Annotated in this window: 21 protein-coding genes and 1 pseudogene; 16 read left to right on the top strand and 6 right to left on the bottom strand. The window is 36.0% G+C overall.

Features of this window, described 5'->3' with window-relative positions:
• Window positions 1–291 precede the first annotated feature (291 nt).
• Entirely contained in the window at window positions 292–1,110 is an 819-nt protein-coding gene (locus M1K46_RS02385; protein WP_256224718.1) for an IS1595 family transposase, read from the bottom strand.
• A 266-nt stretch (window positions 1,111–1,376) separates the two neighbouring features.
• Here M1K46_RS02385 and M1K46_RS02380 point away from each other — a divergent pair, with 266 nt between their 5' ends.
• From M1K46_RS02380 to M1K46_RS02365, 4 genes are all read left to right on the top strand, one after another.
• The gene (locus M1K46_RS02380) at window positions 1,377–1,742 is read left to right on the top strand and encodes a GIY-YIG nuclease family protein (RefSeq protein ID WP_256224717.1); all 366 of its coding nucleotides are present in this window, start codon (window positions 1,377–1,379) and stop codon (window positions 1,740–1,742) included.
• Window positions 1,743–2,025: 283 nt separating this feature from the next.
• On the top strand, window positions 2,026–2,544 hold the full coding sequence (locus M1K46_RS02375; RefSeq protein WP_256224716.1) for a hypothetical protein: 519 nt from the start codon (window positions 2,026–2,028) through the stop codon (window positions 2,542–2,544).
• A 95-nt stretch (window positions 2,545–2,639) separates the two neighbouring features.
• Window positions 2,640–3,086, top strand: coding sequence for a hypothetical protein (locus M1K46_RS02370; RefSeq protein ID WP_256224715.1), 447 nt, complete (start codon window positions 2,640–2,642; stop codon window positions 3,084–3,086).
• On the top strand, window positions 3,087–3,905 hold the full coding sequence (locus M1K46_RS02365) for a hypothetical protein (RefSeq protein ID WP_256224714.1): 819 nt from the start codon (window positions 3,087–3,089) through the stop codon (window positions 3,903–3,905).
• 78 nt (window positions 3,906–3,983) lie between these two features.
• On the opposite strand, the gene M1K46_RS02360 is transcribed toward M1K46_RS02365, so the two are convergent.
• Together M1K46_RS02360 and M1K46_RS02355 are read right to left on the bottom strand one after the other, a co-directional pair.
• Window positions 3,984–4,247 carry a DnaA N-terminal domain-containing protein gene (locus M1K46_RS02360; RefSeq protein WP_256224713.1) on the bottom strand — a complete coding sequence of 88 codons (264 nt, stop codon included), beginning with the start codon at window positions 4,245–4,247 and terminating at the stop codon, window positions 3,984–3,986.
• 241 nt (window positions 4,248–4,488) lie between these two features.
• Entirely contained in the window at window positions 4,489–5,058 is a 570-nt protein-coding gene (locus M1K46_RS02355) for a recombinase family protein (RefSeq protein ID WP_256224712.1), read from the bottom strand.
• Between the two features lie 231 nt (window positions 5,059–5,289).
• Here M1K46_RS02355 and M1K46_RS02350 point away from each other — a divergent pair, with 231 nt between their 5' ends.
• Complete coding sequence (locus tag M1K46_RS02350) at window positions 5,290–6,162, top strand: hypothetical protein (RefSeq protein ID WP_256224711.1); 873 nt, start codon at window positions 5,290–5,292, stop codon at window positions 6,160–6,162.
• A gap of 52 nt (window positions 6,163–6,214) precedes the next feature.
• Here M1K46_RS02350 and M1K46_RS02345 read toward each other — a convergent pair whose 3' ends face one another.
• On the bottom strand, window positions 6,215–6,421 hold the full coding sequence (locus M1K46_RS02345) for a helix-turn-helix domain-containing protein (protein ID WP_256224710.1): 207 nt from the start codon (window positions 6,419–6,421) through the stop codon (window positions 6,215–6,217).
• A 190-nt stretch (window positions 6,422–6,611) separates the two neighbouring features.
• Here M1K46_RS02345 and M1K46_RS02340 point away from each other — a divergent pair, with 190 nt between their 5' ends.
• From M1K46_RS02340 to M1K46_RS02330, 3 genes are all read left to right on the top strand, one after another.
• The gene (locus tag M1K46_RS02340) at window positions 6,612–7,484 is read left to right on the top strand and encodes a tyrosine-type recombinase/integrase (RefSeq protein WP_256224709.1); all 873 of its coding nucleotides are present in this window, start codon (window positions 6,612–6,614) and stop codon (window positions 7,482–7,484) included.
• Between the two features lie 12 nt (window positions 7,485–7,496).
• Window positions 7,497–8,024: a hypothetical protein gene (locus tag M1K46_RS02335; RefSeq protein ID WP_256224708.1), complete on the top strand. Its 528-nt coding sequence runs from the start codon at window positions 7,497–7,499 to the stop codon at window positions 8,022–8,024.
• Between the two features lie 273 nt (window positions 8,025–8,297).
• On the top strand, window positions 8,298–10,610 hold the full coding sequence (locus M1K46_RS02330; protein ID WP_256224707.1) for a hypothetical protein: 2,313 nt from the start codon (window positions 8,298–8,300) through the stop codon (window positions 10,608–10,610).
• Between the two features lie 344 nt (window positions 10,611–10,954).
• On the opposite strand, the gene M1K46_RS02325 is transcribed toward M1K46_RS02330, so the two are convergent.
• Window positions 10,955–11,215 carry a hypothetical protein gene (locus M1K46_RS02325; protein WP_256224706.1) on the bottom strand — a complete coding sequence of 87 codons (261 nt, stop codon included), beginning with the start codon at window positions 11,213–11,215 and terminating at the stop codon, window positions 10,955–10,957.
• A 14-nt stretch (window positions 11,216–11,229) separates the two neighbouring features.
• Between M1K46_RS02325 and M1K46_RS02320 the strand changes: the two genes are divergently transcribed.
• The 5 genes from M1K46_RS02320 to M1K46_RS02300 all read left to right on the top strand — a co-directional run bounded on the left by M1K46_RS02320 (window position 11,230) and on the right by M1K46_RS02300 (window position 16,165).
• Window positions 11,230–11,568, top strand: a complete 339-nt coding sequence (locus tag M1K46_RS02320; RefSeq protein ID WP_256224705.1) for a bifunctional DNA primase/polymerase — start codon at window positions 11,230–11,232, stop codon at window positions 11,566–11,568.
• On the top strand, window positions 11,565–12,092 hold the full coding sequence (locus M1K46_RS02315; RefSeq protein WP_256224704.1) for a tyrosine-type recombinase/integrase: 528 nt from the start codon (window positions 11,565–11,567) through the stop codon (window positions 12,090–12,092). Before M1K46_RS02320 ends, M1K46_RS02315 begins: the two co-directional genes overlap by 4 nt.
• 11 nt (window positions 12,093–12,103) lie before the next feature.
• The gene (locus M1K46_RS02310) at window positions 12,104–12,388 is read left to right on the top strand and encodes a hypothetical protein (RefSeq protein ID WP_256224703.1); all 285 of its coding nucleotides are present in this window, start codon (window positions 12,104–12,106) and stop codon (window positions 12,386–12,388) included.
• Between the two features lie 109 nt (window positions 12,389–12,497).
• Complete coding sequence (locus M1K46_RS02305; RefSeq protein WP_256224702.1) at window positions 12,498–14,048, top strand: HIRAN domain-containing protein; 1,551 nt, start codon at window positions 12,498–12,500, stop codon at window positions 14,046–14,048.
• A gap of 296 nt (window positions 14,049–14,344) precedes the next feature.
• Window positions 14,345–16,165, top strand: a complete 1,821-nt coding sequence (locus M1K46_RS02300; protein ID WP_256224701.1) for a hypothetical protein — start codon at window positions 14,345–14,347, stop codon at window positions 16,163–16,165.
• Between the two features lie 590 nt (window positions 16,166–16,755).
• On the opposite strand, the pseudogene M1K46_RS02295 reads toward M1K46_RS02300, so the two are convergent.
• Window positions 16,756–16,994 (bottom strand): annotated as a pseudogene (locus tag M1K46_RS02295) (NAD(P)-binding protein); the annotation flags it as partial.
• Between the two features lie 340 nt (window positions 16,995–17,334).
• Here M1K46_RS02295 and M1K46_RS02290 point away from each other — a divergent pair.
• The 3 genes from M1K46_RS02290 to M1K46_RS02280 all read left to right on the top strand — a co-directional run bounded on the left by M1K46_RS02290 (window position 17,335) and on the right by M1K46_RS02280 (window position 20,595).
• The gene (locus M1K46_RS02290) at window positions 17,335–18,429 is read left to right on the top strand and encodes a hypothetical protein (RefSeq protein ID WP_256224700.1); all 1,095 of its coding nucleotides are present in this window, start codon (window positions 17,335–17,337) and stop codon (window positions 18,427–18,429) included.
• A 68-nt stretch (window positions 18,430–18,497) separates the two neighbouring features.
• Window positions 18,498–19,187 (top strand): response regulator transcription factor, encoded by a 690-nt coding sequence (locus tag M1K46_RS02285; protein WP_256224699.1) that lies wholly within the window; start codon window positions 18,498–18,500, stop codon window positions 19,185–19,187.
• Window positions 19,129–20,595: a HAMP domain-containing sensor histidine kinase gene (locus tag M1K46_RS02280; RefSeq protein WP_256224698.1), complete on the top strand. Its 1,467-nt coding sequence runs from the start codon at window positions 19,129–19,131 to the stop codon at window positions 20,593–20,595. Before M1K46_RS02285 ends, M1K46_RS02280 begins: the two co-directional genes overlap by 59 nt.
• Window positions 20,596–20,597 lie beyond the last annotated feature (2 nt).

Genomic DNA, 20,597 nt, shown 5'->3' with positions numbered 1-20,597 from the left:
ACGTTAAACCGATATTTATATTTTTTATAGTAAACTCTCCTCTATTAAACTAAACTGCCCGTTAGTTGAACAAGGAAGGTGAAACCCTGAATGTTGATAACCTTAATTTATCATAAGTAGCCACTGTCTGAAATAAGCAGCTATCGACAATCATCTCACTTACAGTTGTAGAGTTGTTTCGGAAACGGATTACATCCAGGAACAGAAACCAGCTCAGATAATGGTCGAGATACTTGGTAGCCACACCATTAAAACGGTTCATCCAGCCCTTTAAGCGGCTGTGATAGTTATTTACATTTTGGATATGGTAAAGCCCTTTGACCCTTTCTTTTCCATCGGATTTGAACGGGTAATGCTCAATTCCTTTTTCTTTTGCATAGGCTTTGAAGCCCGCCAAGCATCTGTACAAAGGGTATTCGTAGTGGAAACCTTAAAGCCGATTGCTTGTTCAAGTTTCGATTTAACAATGCGACCCTGTCCTAACACTTTTGAGAAAGTTTGCTTTTGGCGGTCTCTCGCAACTAAGACGCAGACCTGTTCCTTGCTAATGCCACGAAATTGGGAAGCACCACCACGCTTGCGAGCTTTACGTCCAATTATCTTCCGTTTCCCTTTTTCAGAGTACAGGAAATAGGTCTCGTCCATTTCAACGATACCTGAAAATTGGTCGATGTCCATCTGTTTCAAGGCGGATAATACTTTGTGCCGCCAGTAGAACAGGGTGACGTGATGAACACCGATTAGTTCTGATGCCTTCCGTAATGAATGCCCCTCAATCATACAATGGATAAAATCCAGCCATTTATGGGGAAGGTGGGTTCCCTTTAACGGGGTATTGGTTACATCCGTAAATGTTTTTCCGCAGTCCTTGCAGCGGTATCGCTGACGTTCAATAACTTTCGTTCCAGCTTTAATTCGATACTTCCCAAAGCGGACGGCGTTGGTTGAATAGCAATGTGTGCAGGTGTAGCCATCTTTATGTTTCTGTTCAGATATATCTTTAAAGATAGGCTCACTTGCGGAATAAGAGGCAAATGATTTTATGAAAAAATCTTTTAACTCTGCGGTGGTTAATTTTTGAATCTCTTTTATAATATCCCTCAGTGCCATTATGAACCACCCGCTTTTGTTCTTATACACCCATTATAGAACGAATGTTCGTTTATACAAATATCAACATAAATGTTTAACATAGCTTATTTAAAAAATTTTTTCCTTATGTTATTGCCAAAATAAATTCAGTTAATGTTTGCTTAAGTCAAATAACCGATAAAAGCACAGAGGATATTAATGCCAAGATAAAGAATATCCTGGAAATTACCCCCTTTGTTCATTCCTTTTTTAGATGTTATAAACATAAAAAAGGAGGAATTTTTATGGATAGACTTCAAGGAATAGAGGGCTTGCATGAACTCGATTTAGGTGAGGTAAGAGGGAAACTTTATAAGTACATTAAAAATAATGATAAAGGTATCTATTTTTTAAGTAACGCTGATAGAAGAATTCTATATATTGGACAATCAATGGTACTTAGACAAAGGATTCAAGCTCACCTAACAGAGGCTGATTACAAACATAATTACCAATTTATCCAATATATATTAGTTGAGGATGATATAGAAAGAGATGAAATGGAACGCGGTTTTATATATCACATTGACCCTATTTTTAACGAAAAAGGTAGAAGAGGTTTTGCAAAGTCTCAAAAAAAATTCTATAGACGAAAAAGGGAGAGAAAGTGACTACAAAAATTAAATAAAACCTGAATTTTATTTACATTTTCAATGAGCAGATAACTGCTCTTTTTTTCTTTTGGCTTCACAAAAATTAATGTCAATATTTAAAAAACTCTGATGCCAAATACTTTGTGTTCAAGCAAAGATATGTATGGTATATAATTACTTTAAATGGAATAAAAGGCAAGTTGTTTGTTTATATAATCGAAATAGCAAATGTGTAAATGTAAGAGGTGATGGCAAATCATATGAACGTTTAGAAAATATTCTAAAATAATTGGAGCTGAACATGAATTATAATGAGGCTATTTTAACTGAGCAATACCATACTCTTAAAGATTTCCTTTTTCATTATGCAAGTTTTAAATTTCTTCACGAAAAATTTGAAGACATTACAAGCTATGGCTCAACAGAATTTTGGGTATATACTATAAACTCACATTATTACCAAGCTATCAATCTCTGGTGCATGATATTTGGCACAGAGAAAAATGAAATTCACTGGCGTAAATTGGGGTTAAATATGGAGTTTACATCGATAATTATATCTGGATTAGGTATAGGGATAGAGGATTATCAATCATATTGGAAACAATTATTGGATTGGAGAAATCAATACTCTGCCCATAGAGTACCTGGTTATAGACAAGAAACTCCTGATTTAAAGTTGGCAAGAAAAGTGGCTCTTTTGTATGAAGAATGGGTTGCAACTAATATTGATGCTAGTGTTAGCTTTTCTTTAGAGTTGTACGAAGAGAACTTTAAAGATGAACTGCAAGAATCATTTCATAAGCTGCTTGTGAGGTAACTGGCCTCATTAGAGATTTGTTTGAAATAAAGATTAAATTGGGCATTAAGGAAAAGTAGAATGCTTCCTTTCGTGCTAAAGAAGGGGATTCCAAAGTGAGAAAAAACTTTATTATTTCAAAACAAAGTGACATTGAAAATTTTATCTCTTTTAAATGTACATTTTGTGGAGAAGAATTTAAATTACAAACTAGTGAAGTACAAGCGGATAACGTTCTAGAACTATTTTGTCCAAGCTGTGGAATTCCAAGTCCAATCAATACTTATTATACAGAAGATATTTTAGAACACGCAAAAACAGTTGCTAGGAATGAAGCAGTAAATATGATAAATGATATGTTGAAGGGATTTGAAAAAACTTCGAAAAGAAGTAAGAACATTACCTTCAAAAAAGGTCGACCTCTGCCCACTAATAAACCAAGAGTTCTTTATGAAAATGATGATTTGGAAAAAATCGAATTCAAATGTTGCGATAGAAGGGCTAAGCTTTCATTACTTTCTAAGAGAACAAACCCATTTTGTCCATATTGCGGGGTGAACTAAATGGAAAAGCTAATAGAAATAAAGGAGTTCAAACTACTATCCAGACAATTTAGAAGGTTTGCTGGGGATTTATTAAATTCTGAAGATACATATGAAGCAATGCGGTTGGCAAAAAGATTTATTAATTTTATTGATAGTGAGCCAATAATCAGTGATTTTATAAGCAAAAATTTCAAGCAAGATTATAATATTAGCCAAATTATTGCCGAACAAGAGTATTATGATAAATTTGAAATACCGCTAGAAATCAATGAAGAAGTTAGCTTTATTTATCAATTATTAAAGCACGTGACTGGTGAATTCGATAGATATGACACAATAACACGTTCTTATGCCATATATCGGGGAGCAAAGATATCTGATAGTATACGTGCATTCAATAGAGAAGTTGTGAAACTATTTGTTAATCATATAACAGATTATTTAGATGGGATGTCGATTGAATTGGGTATAGATGAAAAACCAAATGCGAAGTTTTTAGTACAAGGGAATGTTGGACAACTTAATTTCACAGAAACTGGTGACCTTCATGCTAACCAAATAAATAACCAGGCTAGTAATCAAGAATTACTAACAGTTGCGAAAGAGCTGATTACTCATTTAAAAAAGGCTGACATCGAAAATATTAATGACAAAGAAGATGCAATAGATTTTGTAGAAGAAGCAACTATTACTATAGAGTCGGGCAATATTCCTAAACCATCATTAATTCGTAGAGCAACTGAAGCATTAAACAGAGTTCGAACAGTTGCGGAAGATGGAACTTTTTTAGCTAGCCAGATAGATAAAGTTGTACATGGTTTTGTTAATATATTATAAATGGTTTAATGAATTCAAACGCACCAGGACGTTTCAGGAGGACCAATTTGGGTCCTCCTTAGTGTTTTAAAAAAGTTTCTAATTTAGAAATCCTGATTTCTCATGTAGTATGAATAATACATTTTCAAAATTGTTATCAATTTCATATGCTATCTCGCTAACAAGCGAAGTGTAGCGGGCTTCCAACCAATTGCGCTGCATTTCATCTTCACATAAAACCACAAGTGTGCTTCCGTCTATGTGACCAACCATTGTTGGTTTAAACCATTGGTTATATGCAGGTGCTGAGATTTTATCTTTAATCTCTTTTAATGTTAAGTCCCATAGTTCAATTGCTGTCATAATATCCTCCTTAGTTTGCATAGTTCCTCAGCTGGACATGCAGCGTATATAGACGAGACGATAGCAGATATATTAGGAAATTATTTAGTTAATACCTTCTTTTACTAGATAAGGCGAGTGGACTTTTACAGTCACTATTAAATTTACAATGTATGATTTACTTGGGTATATGTAATTAACGAGTAGGTTTCGATTGTAAACATAAAGAGAGGTAAAGACAAGTACCAGTAATTTAAAGTGGTTAAATAGCATTCCTTTTAATCTCTCTTTTTTGTATCTCTCTGTATAGAATTGATTTTGCTACATCAGTTTTCTTCTCTATTTCCTTAATAGTGTATTTGTTGGATAACCACAATTCAATTGCGTGTTCAACTTGTCCTTTTTTCTTTCCCTTTCTACCTAGTTTAACTCCGCGTTCTTTCGCTAGTTTTATGCCAGCACTACGTTTTTCAGCAAGTAGCTCCCTCTCATTTTCAGCTAGAGCAGATAATATGGTAAGAAATAGTTTACCGTTTCTATGAGTGGCTTCTATACCTAACTCAATAATAAAGAGTGTAATCCCTCTTATCTGTAATTTTTCTACTAATGTAAGTAGCTCTCGTGTATTCCTTCCTAGTCTATCTACTCTAGTAACAATTAATTTATCACCATCTAGCATTTTATTAAGCAGCTTATCCAGTTCTGGTCGTTTCAATGTTGCACCTGTATGTTTTTCTTCTACAATAACATCACACTTATAGGATTGTAGTTGTTGTATTTGTGTATCTAAGTTTTGCTCTTTGGTAGAAACGCGACAGTAGCCAAATATCAAAGTGTATGCACTTCCTTTTTATGTATATTTTTATTGATTATACCATCTTATTTAGGGAATGAAAATAGGGAATGAATTTGCACAATAAAATCAAGGGGTGTCTATGATTCCCGCTTCTTATACAAAACGGGAATAAATTAAATAATACCAATATGTAATTTTTATACTTTAAAGGTATTTGTTGTATGCTGTCGAAATATAATATATAAAAAGTTAAAGTGGGGTGACATCATGGCTGTTAGTATTACTTCCGCAATTTTTCGAAAGGACGGTAAGGAACAAGAATTAAAAGTAGTAGAAGTGGACTTGAAATCTTATCAAAGTACATACAAAAACAATTTATTTTGTACTACTCCAGATTGTAATGCAAAGTTGGCATTTGTTTTCCGCACAGCAAAACCTAGTTATTTCAGGACTTGGAAAAAAGAGAATCATACAGAAGAATGTTTATTTCATTTTGAACGCATAGCTGCGAGACTTGGAGTAAGCGCAGAACAGACTATTAGTGTAGTCTTAAGTTCAGAAAGAAAGAAAAATGCTTTAAAAGAAGCATATCGTCTAGCAAAAATGTCAGACGAAGAGAAAGAAAAGCAAAAAAACAAAACTAAAAAACCAAATAAAAAGAAACCAAAAACTATTGGTAAAAAAGAAGTCCCTGCCATTAAAATAGTTTCCACTAATGAAGAAGAAGATGTTGTAGAAGGAGAAAAGGTTAAACGTGGACCAAATATACTTAAAAGAACTGCAGATGCATTTAATGTTGCAGATATAGGGAAGCATCGGTTATTAATAGGAGAGATTAAAGACATAACTTTTTCAGAAAAAAGTGCTTTTATAACTACAATATGGAACCGTAGCGAAGTATTAGTGAAATTTGAAGAAGTATTTTTTGCCAATAGTCCTGAATATAATGGTCTCTTTCATAATATTGAAAGATATATTAATGAATACCAAAATGTAATTCTTACTGCTATAGGTGAAGTAAGAAGAAATAGGGAAAGTAGTGGATATGAATTAGTTGTTTTCTCTGGAGATGGATTTACCATTGAAGACATGAGTCTACAAGCGTTAGCTGCTCACTACTCTCGAAAATCCTTGGAATAAGAAATAAGAAAAGAATCAATAAAAACCGAGTTCATATGAATTCGGTTTTTTTCTATTCCCTGGTCATCCTAATTAAATCTTGGATTTCTACATTTAATGACTTACATAAGATTTCAACCGTACTAAGCTTAATTCCAGTCACTTTATTTGAACAAATGTCACTAATTGTATTTGGTCTTAATCCAGTTAGTTCTGAAAGCCTTTTTTGCGATATATTTTTTTCTATTAATAGCTCTTTTAATCCAAATCGTATCGACATTCAATTCCCACCTTTATTCCATCTTAAGTGTAGCCTAAGTTAATTCATCAGTAAAGATGATAAATATCTCTTGAAAATATCGGTAAACCGATATAGTATTTTATATATCGGTTTACCGATATTTATAGTATGCGTAATATTATAATTGGTATATGTAATATTATGTATTCAATATTAAGGGGGATATAATATGCAATATTTATTACATGATATTAATGAATTCATCTATGAACATCTACCAATGTTAGACCGAAGTAAGGAAACGATTAATGGGTATAAAAATGACCTATACATGTTTAATGATTGGTTGATGGATAACTCTGAAAGGAAGCCCACTTTGCAAGATATCCACCATAAATTAATAGAGAAATATCTATTCTATTTGAAGCGGCAGAAAAACTATGCGGATACTAGTAGGCTAAGACAATTACACTGCCTCAGTAGTTTCATGAATTATGCAGTAAGAGAAAATAAAATAAAAGTAAATCCTTGTACAAAGGTATCAAAATTCTCTGTCTCTAAAAAAGAAAGACATGCACTTACAGAAGAAGAAGTTTTACAAATGGTTCAAGCAGCAGGAGATAAAACCTTTTCTGGTGTGTTGATTTCAACGTTGTACTATACAGGAATGAGGATTAGTGAACTGTGTAATTTAACTTTAAATGATGTGAGTTTATCATCAAATACAATCCATATTAAAGAAGGGAAGGGGAAGAAAGACAGAATTATCCCTATAAGCCCAAAGCTTAAAGATATTCTTACTTTTTATTTAGATTCTCTAAGACCTAAAGTCTTTAGTAAAAGATTCTTCGCAACATCAAAGACAGGCAAGTTCTCTCAAGTATATGCTAGGTACTTGATAAAAGAGGTCGAGAGGAAGCTTGGTTGGGAGAAGAATATAACTTGTCATATTCTCAGACACTCCACAGCAAGCAATCTTCTTAGAAAGGGTGTTAGTCTTTTACAAATTCAGAAGCTATTAGGGCATTCATCTCTGCGAACTACGGAGATTTATTTACATACCAATGCAGAAGAATTACATGAAGCTGTAAGTAGATTATAAGGAGGAAAAGAAATGGATGGTGAGAAAGTAACTCAAATTATTACTCTGTTTAGTGAAGGGAAATCTTTAGAAGAAATCACACAGATAATCGGCTACGCCCAAACCAATAGTATATCGCGGTTTATGAGCAAATATGATTATAAATGGAGTAAAGAAAAACAGAATTATGTTTACATTGGAAGTAAAAAAACATCTCCTATACAAACGAATAGTCAGGTTTTAGTAACTGAAAGTAAACAAGCTACAGATGCACTGGACTTATTAGAAAATAAAGATGTGATTGAACTCCTTACTCAAGCAAAAAAGATATTAACATTACTTAAAGCCCCAACGCAACCAAATGATTCTACCCAGGACTTATGGAAAAAAGCTCAAAAGTACATGAAAAGTAACGAGCCATCCGTAAATAAGTCATTTAGGTTTCCTTTAGAAGTAGATAAGCAAATAAATAGGTTCTCAGATTCCACTAACTTAAGCCAAAAGCAAATATTGTGTATTGCCCTAGACGAATTCTTTGAGAAAAACCATATGTATTTTTAACTAAAAAGTTCTAAACGCATCGAAGACGCTGGAAAAGCAATCGAAGCTAAAAAAGCTGAACTTGCAGTTCCTAAAGTTGAGTCTGTAAGTGCGATTAACCTTAAACAGGTTCTTGTAACTTTCAATAAAGAATTAGATGCTGACTCAGCTGAATTAGCAGCTAACTATACTTATACTGGTAATACAACAATTGCTTCTCGTGAACTTTCAGCTGATAAAAAATCAGTTTTAATTACACTTACTGGTTCTGAAGCACAACAAGCATCTGCGACTTTGAAAGTTGAAAACGTTAAAGACGCTGCTGGAAAAGTAGTAGAAAGTACTACTAAAACCATTAGCTTTTTTGATGTAAAACTTCCAGAAGCAGTATCTACAAAAGTAACTGCTCCAAACAAAGTTCAAATCAAGTTCTCTGAGCCTGTTACTGCTACATCTCTTAACAACGCTGCTTTTTCTATCGATAACAATACTTATTCTTTAGGTTCCGCACCAGTTCTAGTTCCAGGTACAGTTGATACTATCGAACTTACGTTAGGTTCTATGCTTCCAGCAGGTGAGCATACAATTAAAATTAACCCTACTGGAACTTCTGCAGCTAACCAAATTAAAGATTTCGCAGGATATGTTTTACCAACAAGCGACATTAAATTTACTTATGCTGTAGACACTGTAGCTCCAGTTGCTACTTTGAAATCTGTAACTCCAACAACTGCTGTATTTGAATTCGATAAAGAAGTTTCATTTGCAGGTTCTGGCTCTTTAAATACAGATTTCACTGTATACCATACTGGTAACAACTATGGTAGCTACAAAGGTGTAACGTCACTTGGATCTGATAATAAAACATTAACTGTTAACTTTGCTGCTCCAATGCCAGCTGGAGATGTAAAAATCTTCTTAAACAACACTGATGATGTTACAAAGCAACTTCAAGATAAATGGGGTAACAAAGTTGCAAGCACATCTGTTACAGCAAATGTTAAGCTTGATACTACTGCTCCAACTGTTAGTGCAGTTAAATACGTAGATAGCACACATGTTGATGTTACTTTCAGTGAAGCAGTTACTGGTGTTTCTGCATCTGATTTTGCACTTAAAGATTCTTCTGATAATGCTGTTGCTGTATCCAATGTTGTTAACACAATTGGTAATACGTACCGTCTTACTACAGGTAGCTTAAATGGAGATACTTACAAATTAAGTATCGCTGCTGATTCTATTTCAGACTTAGCGTTAACTCCAAATAAGATTGCAGCTTATACAACATCAATCGTTGTTGCAGATACTGCTGCTCCATCTGTAACTTCTGCTTCTTATACTGCAGATACTAAAAAAGTATTTGTAAAATTCAATGACAAAATGGCTACTTCTGGTGCTGGATCTGTATTAGATGTTACTAACTATCGTTTAGCTTCAGTTACAGGTGCTAACCCTTCAGCTTTACCAGCTAATACGACTATTACATTGGCTGCTGATGGAAAAGGAGTAATTATCAACTTCCCGGCTGCAGTTGCTGGCCTTGGTTCTGGAAACCTTGCTCACCTTTTGGTTGGTCAAGTTCGCGATAACGCTGGAAACCCAACTTCTGCTTTATCAAATGATGTTGCACTTTCAGCTGCAGACTTAACTTCTGCAAGTATTAGCGAAGTTAAAGCTATCAGCCGTAACGTTATTACTTTCGAAGTTAACACAAACCTAAATGCTATTGATGTATCTAAGTTTTCTGTAGATGGAGTTTCTGCTACTGCTGCTACTTACGTAAATGGTGTTGGAAAAGCGACTGTTACAGTAACTGCTCCATCAAGCCAATGGGCTACTGATCTTTCTGACTTAGCTACAAACAATGTAGTAATTGCTGCTGGTGGTCTTACTACAGATCAAAGCATCTCTAACGGTTCTTCAGTTAATGTTACTGGTGCTACTGACAACATTTCTGCAACTATTGGTACTCGTACTATTGCTGACACGGATGCTGATGGTAAATTTGATCGCGTAGTTGTTAACTTCTCTGAGAACCTTCAAGCTAGCTCAATCTCATATGATAGCTTTGCAGTAGAAGGATATACAATTACTGACGTTAATACTTCTGGAAGCACTGTAACATTATCATTGGAAGAAAAATCCTCTTCTGATCTTACAGCTACACCTAAAGTACAACTAGTAAAATCAGTTCGTGATAACTCTGCTCAACGTAACGTTACTGCTGCTGAAACAACTGGCGTAGTTGTTACTGCTTCAGATGCAGGAGTAGTAGGTACTTTCTCAGTAACACGACAAGGTGCGGCTGAAGTTTTAGAAACCACTCCTGGAGCAAATGATGGAACACCAGCTGTGAGTGAACAAGGTACATTAGCTTTAACTCATGGTGCTACTAACTCTGGTACTGTTGCAGTAACTGTAAATGGTACAAAAACATTTGTAGCTGTTGTTGCTGGTGATACTGCTTCTCAAGTTGCAGCAAAAATTGCTGCTGCTGTAAGTGTAACAGGTTATACAGTAGCTGCTATTGGATCTAATGTTACTTTTACTGCTAACGTAGCAGGTGTAACTCCAGACCTTACAGTATCTGTTGAAAATCAAATCTAAGGATTTAATGAATTCCCTTCTTTAAATAACATAGTAATCCCGAGAGATAGACTGTAATATCTATCTCTTGGGATTTTATTGTTTCTATAGAAGGGAATTTTGTAGTGAACAAAGAACCGTAGAGGATGGTTCGTAATAAAAAAATCCCCTTTTTAGGGGGATTAACTTTTTACCGTCACAACCGTCATTACTGTCACTGTAATTTTCTTATTGAATTAATCTCTATAATTTTACCTAATATATTCAAATTTTTTTGTTCTACAACATCTATTTTATATTTTTTATGACTATACTTTATCAAATATAAGTTTTTATACCTTTGCAAACGCCCTATAATTGCAGGATTATTCTTGATTGTAAATACAGCTATATCCCTCATGAGAATATATATATGCTTGTTTTATAACGAGTAGTCGATCTCCTGTTAATATCCCATCGGCGGCCATTTTATCGTTATATGCCTCTAATATAAAAGCTTCTTGATCCTTCAAACGCTTTTTGTCCATCCTAACAATTTCAATTAAATCTTTTTCCTTATCATATTGATATTCAGAAAATATATATCTCAAAACGGGTACTTGAATGTGATCTTCTTCCTCAAACAAGGATACTTGGTCTAATGGTAGATCTTGTATTTCATTTTCTAACGCTACTTATTATAAGACGTGGCATATCAAATAATGGAAAACGTATCACTTTCTATAACAATAACATAGGGATTTTAACAGGAGCAATCTCCAAAACCATTGTTATAGATTTAGATAGTGAAGAAGCTGTTGTGTGGCTGAAATCAAAAGGAGAGGTGCCTACAACATGGTTAGCCAAAACGGGAAGAGGCTTTCATTTATATTTTAACTATAAACAAGGAGTACTTTCAGGAAAGTTACATAGTGTGCGTGAGGGTAAGATACTTTCTAACCCATGTGAAAGGGTGGCAAAGTTCTCAGTAAGAAAGTGAGAGAGTCTTTAAATGAGGAAGAAATGCAGCAACTCTTGGTGCATTCAAAAGGGTTAACTTATATTATCATTTCAGTTCTTTACTACTCAGGAATTAGGATTAATGAATTGTGTTTGTTAAAAACAACAGATGTGGATTTTAACAAGAATCAAATTAAAGTGTACGGCAAGGGTAAAAAAGAAAGAATTGTCCCAATCAGTAAGAAGCTAAAAGAAATACTGGTCCATTATCTAGAGAATGAAAAGCCTGATATAAAAACAGAATATCTTATTGCAACAAAGAAAAGTGGCAAAATCACGCAGGGTTATGCAAGGATTCTTATTAAAAATCAAGTAGAAAAGCTGGGATGGAATAAAAAGGTTAGCTGCCATAATATTCGTCATAGTTTTGCAACCAACCTTTTGAGAAATGGCGTTAGTTTAATTCAAATTCAAAAGCTGCTGGGGCATTCATCATTACGAACGACAGAGATCTATCTACATATCTTGAATGATGAACTCCATGATGCAGTGGATGTATTGTAGGGGGGAAGTATATGAATGAAATAGAGGTTAAGGTTCGGCATATCCTGCAACTATTTAATGAAGGACTTAAGGTAGAAGAAGTGGCTCCAAAAGTCGGTTATTCCCACCCTAAGAGCTTATCGAGATTTATGGCTCAACAAGGATATCGTTGGGATACTATAAGTATGAACTATGTACTTAATGCATCCTCAGCACCTCTGATTAGCAGATATAAATATTTTCAACTTTTGCAGAAAGAAATAGATGAACGAGACTCTTTTAAAGGAGTGAATAACGCTAAATTACGAATTTTCTAGCATTTAAAATAAGCTTAATAACTATAGTATACTTAATTTGTAATATTACTATTATATAGAGCTTAAATAGAAGGATAAAACCTTTATCATATAGAAAAGAGTATGTATTATGGAATACCAAATAATTGATGTTAGTTCATGGGAAAAAGATGAATTAGATAAAGGCCCCGGTGTTGGAGAACGCCAAAAAGAATGGATTAAGGATCCTATAACAAATAGAGTAGCTATGTTTAAAATTCCACGGGAAAATAGAGGAGAACATTGGGCTGAAAAGCTATGTAGTGAAATTGCTAATATTTTGGAATTTCAATGTGCAGAGGTTGAGATAGCAGTTAGAAATGGTGTAATAGGATGTTTGAGTTATTTTTTCTTAGAAGAAAAAGTAGGTTTTTCTCACTTTGATGGTGGTAAGTTTTTCCCATTTGATTATGATGATGAAAAAAATATTGGTTATAATATTCAACTTATCGATCAAGTATTAAGCCCATATAATTTATTTAAAGATTTTTTGTTTATAGTCGTATTTGATGCTTTAGTAGCAAATGGGGACCGTCACCAAGATAATTGGGGAATCACTAGACATGATAAAAAGGACGAAATAGCTATTTCTCCGATGTATGATAATAGCGCTTGTTTAGGTAGGGAGTTATCTGAAGAAAAAGTAAGGGATTATCTTCATTCACAAGGTGATTTTTTAAGATATATTTTCCGATCTAAATCAAAAATTGGATGGGATTCAGTTAAAAAGGAATACCATTTTTCTTTAGTTAAGAAACTTTGCTATATATTCCCAAATGAAGTTAAATCTCTAATAGACAAATTAAAAAGACTATCAGATAATGAAATAAAGAAATTAGTCGAAAAAATTCCAAGTTCAATAATAACAGATGAACATAAATTATTTATTATTAAGTATTTAAAAAAAAGAAGAGACATAATAATTAGAATTGGTGATAATATGGGGAAAAAAGTAGATAAATTACTATTGATCTGGAAAGATTCGGAATCTCGACAACGATTTACAGTAGGAGAACTTTCATATAGTGAAGAAGATGAAACATACCGTTTTCAATATAAAAATCCTCAACTTGATGATGCACTTTCCCATGGCTTTAAAGACTATCCAAATTTTCCTGATTTAAATAAACAATATGAAATTAAGGATACACTTTTTAAAAGTATAAAAAGCCGTCTACCTAAACAAAAACGACCGGATTATCAAGAAATACTTGACAGGTATGGTTTGGATCCAGATTGTACAGAACTAGAGCTATTAGAAGCTACAAGAGGGCGAATAGCAACTGACAATTTTGAATTTGTGAAAGCGATAACCTATTCTCCAGGTGAGCCGTTTAATATTACATTTGATTTAGCTGCAGCTCGCCATTACAAATTTCAAGATGTTGCTGATAAATTAAACATAGGTGATCCAATTAAATTAGAATTAGATACTGAAAATATTTATGATAAATATGCGGTTTCTGTCTTAACAACTTCCGGGGAAAAAATCGGTTTTATTCCAAAGTATTATTCCTATGAAGTTCATAAGTTATTAAAAGAAAATCATAATTATAAGGCTGTGTTAATTGAATTAGATAGTACAAATCAAAATCCTGACGAATGGGCAAAAATTTCTGTTGAGATTATTTTTGAGAAATAAAGGTCAATTAATAACGCATAGACGCTGAGACTCAGTGTCTTTTTTATTTACTTTGAGATATTTTAATTTTACACGTGAAAAAGAGGTGGAGGAAATTGTCATATATTAGATGTATTTTTACTATCGGTTGTATTTCATAACTACAATAATTTAATTGATTATTATTGTGTTGAAAATAGATTACTTGTAATATAAAAAATTTATTTGAAGTAATAATTTGGGTGGTCCAATTCAATATTTTAACATCTTTTAATAAAATTTTATGTGATTAATATAACTTAAATAATTAGTAAAGTATGGAGATTCATAAGTGGATTACCCGTACTGGTGTTACAGTTGTTATCCCAACACCTGATAAAGATATCGAAGGGTTTACATTAACCGTCCTTGATAACTCTGGGAAAGAAGTAGAAGTTGTAGCTTCGGATGTAGTAAAAGGTCAAAAAGAAGTATATTTGAAGTTTAAAACTTCTTTAACTACGGATCCTACAGGTGTTTGGACAGTCGGTGGAGCTAAATTCGACCTTGATTTGTTGAAGAAAATTCAAGATGTCGTTACGTATTCTTCTACTTATAATGAAGTAAAATTATATGATGCACTTTTAGCTGCTGGTATCCAAGGTGTAAATGTAGATGCACTAAGTGACTATGCAACTGAAATTGTAACTTCAAGTGCAGATACTATTACTGAAATTCAAGCTGCAGTTACAAAAGTAAATAACAGCAATGTAACTGTTGCAGATAAGGTAGCAATTCTAGGGAACTTATTTGATGCTCAAAGTAGTTCAGTAAAAGTACGTTCTGTATTAGTAGGAAGCCCATTTGAGAGAGTAAATCCTGATTGGGTTGCTGTAACAGGTTCATCTAACGATTACACAGAGGTTATTCAATCAGCGTTCTCATCAGCTAGTGTATCAGCAAAATCTGGTATCACAACTGGAAATGCAGCAGCTATTTTCACAGCAATTCAAACTGGAATTAACTCTGTAAATGCTACCAACATTGATACTTATAAAGGGACTGTTACAGATTTAACTAAAGCAACTACTTACAAAGGTTTAATTCAAACTTATGTTAAGAATGATGCAACTGGTGAAACTGCAAAAGCAACTAAATTAGCTTATGCAGACAAAACTATTGCGCTAGCTCAACTTAAGGTGACTACTTCTCCAGTTGAAGCTTACCGCTTACTAGTTTCACTATTAAATGTTGACACTACTGATAGCAACACTACAGCATTATTAAATGAATATAACAAGCAAGACTACTTTGTAGCATTGAATACTTATCAGTCTTCAATTGTTATTAACTCAGTGTCTTCAGATTCTCCTGTTTTAGATATCGTAACCAATGTAATTACAGCTGGTGATTCAGCTGCATTATCAACGGTAGTAACTGCAATCGCGAGTACTACTGACAATACAGCTGCAGTTGGAGCACCTGATAATGGTACTGATCTAACTACTGTAAAAGCTAACCTTCAAAAATTAGCGAATGTAACAAGCCATAAAACAGGTTCAGCTAAATTTGATATGACTATTGTTGACGATAGCAAATTAGCTGATTACCGTACAGCCTTAGTACCAGCTACTCCTTCAAGCACTGTAGCTAACATTACATCTCTCATTTCTGCTGTTAATACTCAAGCATCTCTAGGGGTGAATTTAGATACAATTTCTAAATCTAATGATGTAACAGCTGTAACAACTGCATTAACAAACCTTGCTAATGCATATAAATCTGATACGGATGTTGACGTAGCTGCACATGCAAAAGCGTTCTTAAATGCTAACAGCACTATTAAAGCTGAAGTTGCGGGTATTCTAGTTGCTCAACGTAATGATAAAGTAACTAATTATGTACCATCTGCAGCAAATCATGTATTCTCTAAAGTTGAATTGTTTGGTAAAGCTGCTGTTACTACACCTGCTACTCCTGCAGTTGATGGTGCATTAAAATTAGCAACTGACTTACATTCAACAAAAGTAGCATTATTCCAAGATCTTGGTGACTTAGGTGCTTCATCAGCTCCTACAACTACTGATGTGGTAGACGCAATTGACGCGTTCGTTAATGCAACAAATGACGCTCAATTGTATCCGAAATTATTAACATAAAACCGTTTTCAAATGAAACCGAACTACAAAATTTTATTCAAAATAGAGTTGGAAAGTTAAATTTCACCATTCAATCTATTTCAAGTATAAGTGATACTGAGACTATTATTAAGATCATTGATAGTATTGATGGCGATTTTTTAGTGGATTTCACTAATGATGAAAAAAATCTAATTGCAGAGAAAATTCAAAAGGAAAACAAATTCTTTTTTAATTATACAGAGTTAAGAACATTTGTTGAGCTTGTTAAGCAGGAGAATCTTTTAAATAAAATTAACAAAATAAACGCTAAATCTGTACTTGATGCTAAGGAAATCTATATGTATATCTCAACAATTTTACCTTTACGAAATGAGAGATTAAGTTCAATATAAACTAAGTAAATACATCTTCACGAAACAAATTAAAAATATATAAGTTTTCAACTATATTAAAATTAACAAAACTGGTCAAATAATCTAAATTCCAGTTGAAGTTGGTGATGCTGCTCTTCCTTTCCTTACTTAAAGTAGGTACTGAAGATGAGCATTTTTCAGTTTAGTCATCAGCATAGGTGGGTGATTTCAGAGGTTTCTCTGAGATCACCTTTTTAGTCCTTTCTGAGGAACCCCTTCTCCTTGCCAAAAATACTAGGGGAAAAGTTTTCTTCCAATTCAAGTGCAAATCGAGAATCACTTATTGGAGTATCCCTATCATTATTATCCCCCGCCTCCAAAACGAGGACCGAAGTCTTTTTGTCATCCGTTAGAGTCTTGGCAATAACCGCACCCGCAGGCCCAGTACCAACGACAATATAATCAAACCAATCATCATGTCCAGACAAATCCATTAGAACGTCTTTTTCTGGTTTATTTATCATATGAGTAAGGGAAGGAGACGAAATAGGTGAAAAACTATTTTTACGAATTTCGGATTTATAGGCTATTTGAGAGAGTAAAGAAATTAATTCATAGGGATAAAAGTGTTGCATCATTGACCATTGACGCGAAACTGACACAAAAAAAAGGTGCCCAAGCCAAATCACTTCAAGCTTTTAAAAGAAAATCCTCAAAAATTAATTTTTCTTAACTTCCCCCCTCCTGACATTTCCCTGACACATTCGCCCAGTAAAGTATGGTTATAAGGTTCAGCCAGCAACGATCCTTACCATATACTTAGGAGGAATGAAAATGAAAATGAAAAAGTCAGTATTAACATTTACCATTGCGGGTTCCGTTTTAGTCGGAGGTTATGCAGCATCCACTGCTTTCGCTGCGAATAACACTACAGCAAAAACAACGCAAAGCAGCACAGCAGCCAAGTCTGATTTTGGCGGCATGAAGCATAGTCCTGGAGGACATGGGGGATTCGGTGGACATGGCGGCCGTGGAGGCTTCTTTGGCGGAAATACAGACGAGCTTTTGGCTAAAGCAAAATCACTCGGCATTTCCACTTCCGGTAAAGATGCAGAAACATTAATGAAGGAAATCAGAGACCTTACCCTGAAACAAGAAGCGAAGAAATTTGGCATCAGTATTTCCGGCAAAAACATTGACAAGCTTGCTCAAGAGGTTCAGCTGAAAAAGCTTCAAAATGAGGCGGAAAAACTGGGTGTTTCCATAAAAGGAAAAACCGCCGAAACTCTGATGAAGGACATTCACTTGGCTGAACTGAAAAAAGAAGCCAAATCACTTGGCATTGCAACATCCGGCAAGAATGAGCAGACATTGAGACAGGATGTTCAAAAAGCAGCGCTGACCAAGAAGGCGAAAGAACTTGGCGTTGCCACTTCAGGTAAAGATCTGCAGACCCTGGGGCAGGATGTGTTCACAGCGCAGGTGAAGAAGGATGCGAAAACGCTAGGCATCTCCCTGACAGGTAAAGATATCCGCCAGGCCGCACAGGAAGTTCAGTCAGCGAAAGTAATAGCAGAAGCAAAAAAATTGAATATCACCATTGATGGCAAATCGATCGGACAAATTGCTTCTGAAGTGATGGATCAAAAAGTGCAACAGCTCGCGAAAGAACTGAACATCTCAACTAAAAATAAAACAACCAGAGATTTACTGGATGAAATCAAAGATAAAAATCCGGACAAATTGAAAGATGTGTTGGGAGACAATGAATTCGGCCTAAGAGGATTTGGCCACGGACCCGGATTTGGGGATGGCGGCTTCGGCAGAGGACATGGACACGGCGGACCAGGCCATGATCGAGATGGCGATGAAGACGGCGGCCCTGATCAAGGCCAAAACGGAACAGATTCAGCAGCGACAGGCGTTTAATGAGCAAAGATCCCTGGTATTTCTCGCCAGGGATTTTTCTTGTATAGTGAAGGGGATAGGAGGACGCCATGAATAAAACCATTTTAGTTGCTGAAGATGAGGAAACCATTTCTAGAGTCCTGACGGTTTATTTGAAGCATGAGGGCTACGAGGTGCAGCACGCATTTGACGGTCTTGAGGCTGCAGCCAAATTCAAAGAGCACACGCAGGATCTTGTTCTCCTTGATGTGATGCTCCCTGAGCTTGATGGGTGGGGTGTTCTGGAGGAGATCCGGAAAAGCAGCGCCTGTCTGGTCATTATGCTGACCGCTCTCGGTGATATTGACTATAAATTAAAGGGATTGAATCAGGGTGCTGATGACTACATTTCCAAGCCGTTTGTCGGAGAAGAAGTCATTGCGAGAATCAATGCGGTTTTGCGCCGGTCTTCGAACGTGCTGGAGTCTGATGACCAGAGGCAATTCGGAAACTTAAGCATTCATACAGAATCCCGCGTAGTGAAGGTTGACGGGGAATCTGTTTTTTTGACGCCAAAGGATTTGTCCCTCCTTCTCTTCCTGGCAGATAGGCCGAACCGCACATTTACACGAGACGAACTGCTTGCCCAGGTGTGGGGAATGGATTATGAGGGCAGCGACAGGGCCGTTGATCTTGCTGTAAAGCGGATAAGGCATGAACTTTCCGGATGGTCTCAAGAATATGGAGAGATCCGGACGTTCAGAGGATTGGGGTATCAGTTCAGTGTTTATGAAAAATAAAAAACGACAGAGTCTATTAACCTATTGGACGACCCGCTACCTGATTTCCCTCTGCATCGGCCTTCTCCTTCTTGGCATCGGCTCTTTTTGGTGGATACGGCATACGACAATAGAAAACCGCTTGAATCTCTTACAATATCTGGCGGAGGAGACAGCTGATCGGATCGCGCAGTCATCCGGAGGAAACGAATTTAATGCATTTGACAGGCGTTTTGACAACAGATCGCACGTGCTTGATATGGAGCGCCCACCCCTTTTGATTATTACCGATCTGAAAGGAAATGAGATCGGGCGCGGCGGAGGCCGCCGTCCGGGAAACGAAAACCGGCAAGGTCCTTTTCAGTTGAAGTTGCCAGCACGTATGATTTCAAATTCAAAATCGGTTCAAACGCTGGATGCTGATGGAAAAACCCTCTTTGCCGTAAAGGCGCCGATTAAAGAGGATGTCCAAAAAGGATGGGTGGTCGTTCTGCAGGATGAAGCGGAGCTTGCGAAAGTGAATCAGGAATACCGCCTTCTCATCATTTTGCTTGTCGGGCTTGGACTTCTCGGCTGGCTTGTCATCTACTTTCTTTCTAAAAAAATCGTAAAACCGATCCAGGAGGTTGCGATTGCAGCGAGCGGCATTAAAGACGGACAGTATGACGTAAAGCTGAACAGAGACGTAAAAGAACAGGAAATCTATGACCTGGTCACATCGTTTGAAGAAATGACCCAGCGTCTGACCCAGCTGGAGAAGCTGCGGGCAGAGCTATTGGCCGGCGTGACGCATGATCTGAAAACACCTGTCACTTCAATCAGCGGCCTGATCCAGGCAGTGAGGGACGGAATTGTAACAGGTGAGGAACGGCAGGAATTCCTCGATATCACGTTAAAAGAAATCGGCCGGCTCCAGACCATGATTGCGGATCTGCTCGACTTCAACTCCCTTTCTGCAGGTGCTTTTACGATTCATCCGGAAACCTGCAATCTGAACGAACTTATTCCTATTATCATTCGGGAGAGGAGCGTTACCCAGCAATCTGACATACAGTGCTCAGTCACTGTACCAGATGAACCCATCTACAAAAAAACCGACCCCCTCCGCCTGCAGCAGATTCTGATCAACCTGCTCAATAATGCGGCCCAGGCGATGAATGGAAAAGGCAGCATCACAGTAAATGTTTCCGAAAAAGGAATTGATGTGGCTGACACCGGCTCAGGCGTTCCTGAAAACGAGCAGCCCTACATTTTCGAACGTTTTTTCCGCGGCGAAAAGAAAAAGCTGAAGGTACGCGGCCTTGGTCTTGGCCTTCCTTTCAGCAGGATGCTTGCGAAAGCGCTTGGCGGGAATTTGGTTTTGAAGGAAAGCAGCCCGAATGGAAGCACGTTTTCGATGGTTTGGAATAGAGGAGGAGCTGACTCATAAGA

Source organism: Fictibacillus sp. WQ 8-8 (assembly GCF_024494405.1).
Taxonomy (GTDB): Bacteria; Bacillota; Bacilli; order Bacillales; family Fictibacillaceae; genus Fictibacillus_C; species Fictibacillus_C marinisediminis.
The sequence above is the reverse complement of the archived record's forward strand: the minus strand, read 5'-3'. Positions and strand labels throughout refer to the sequence as shown.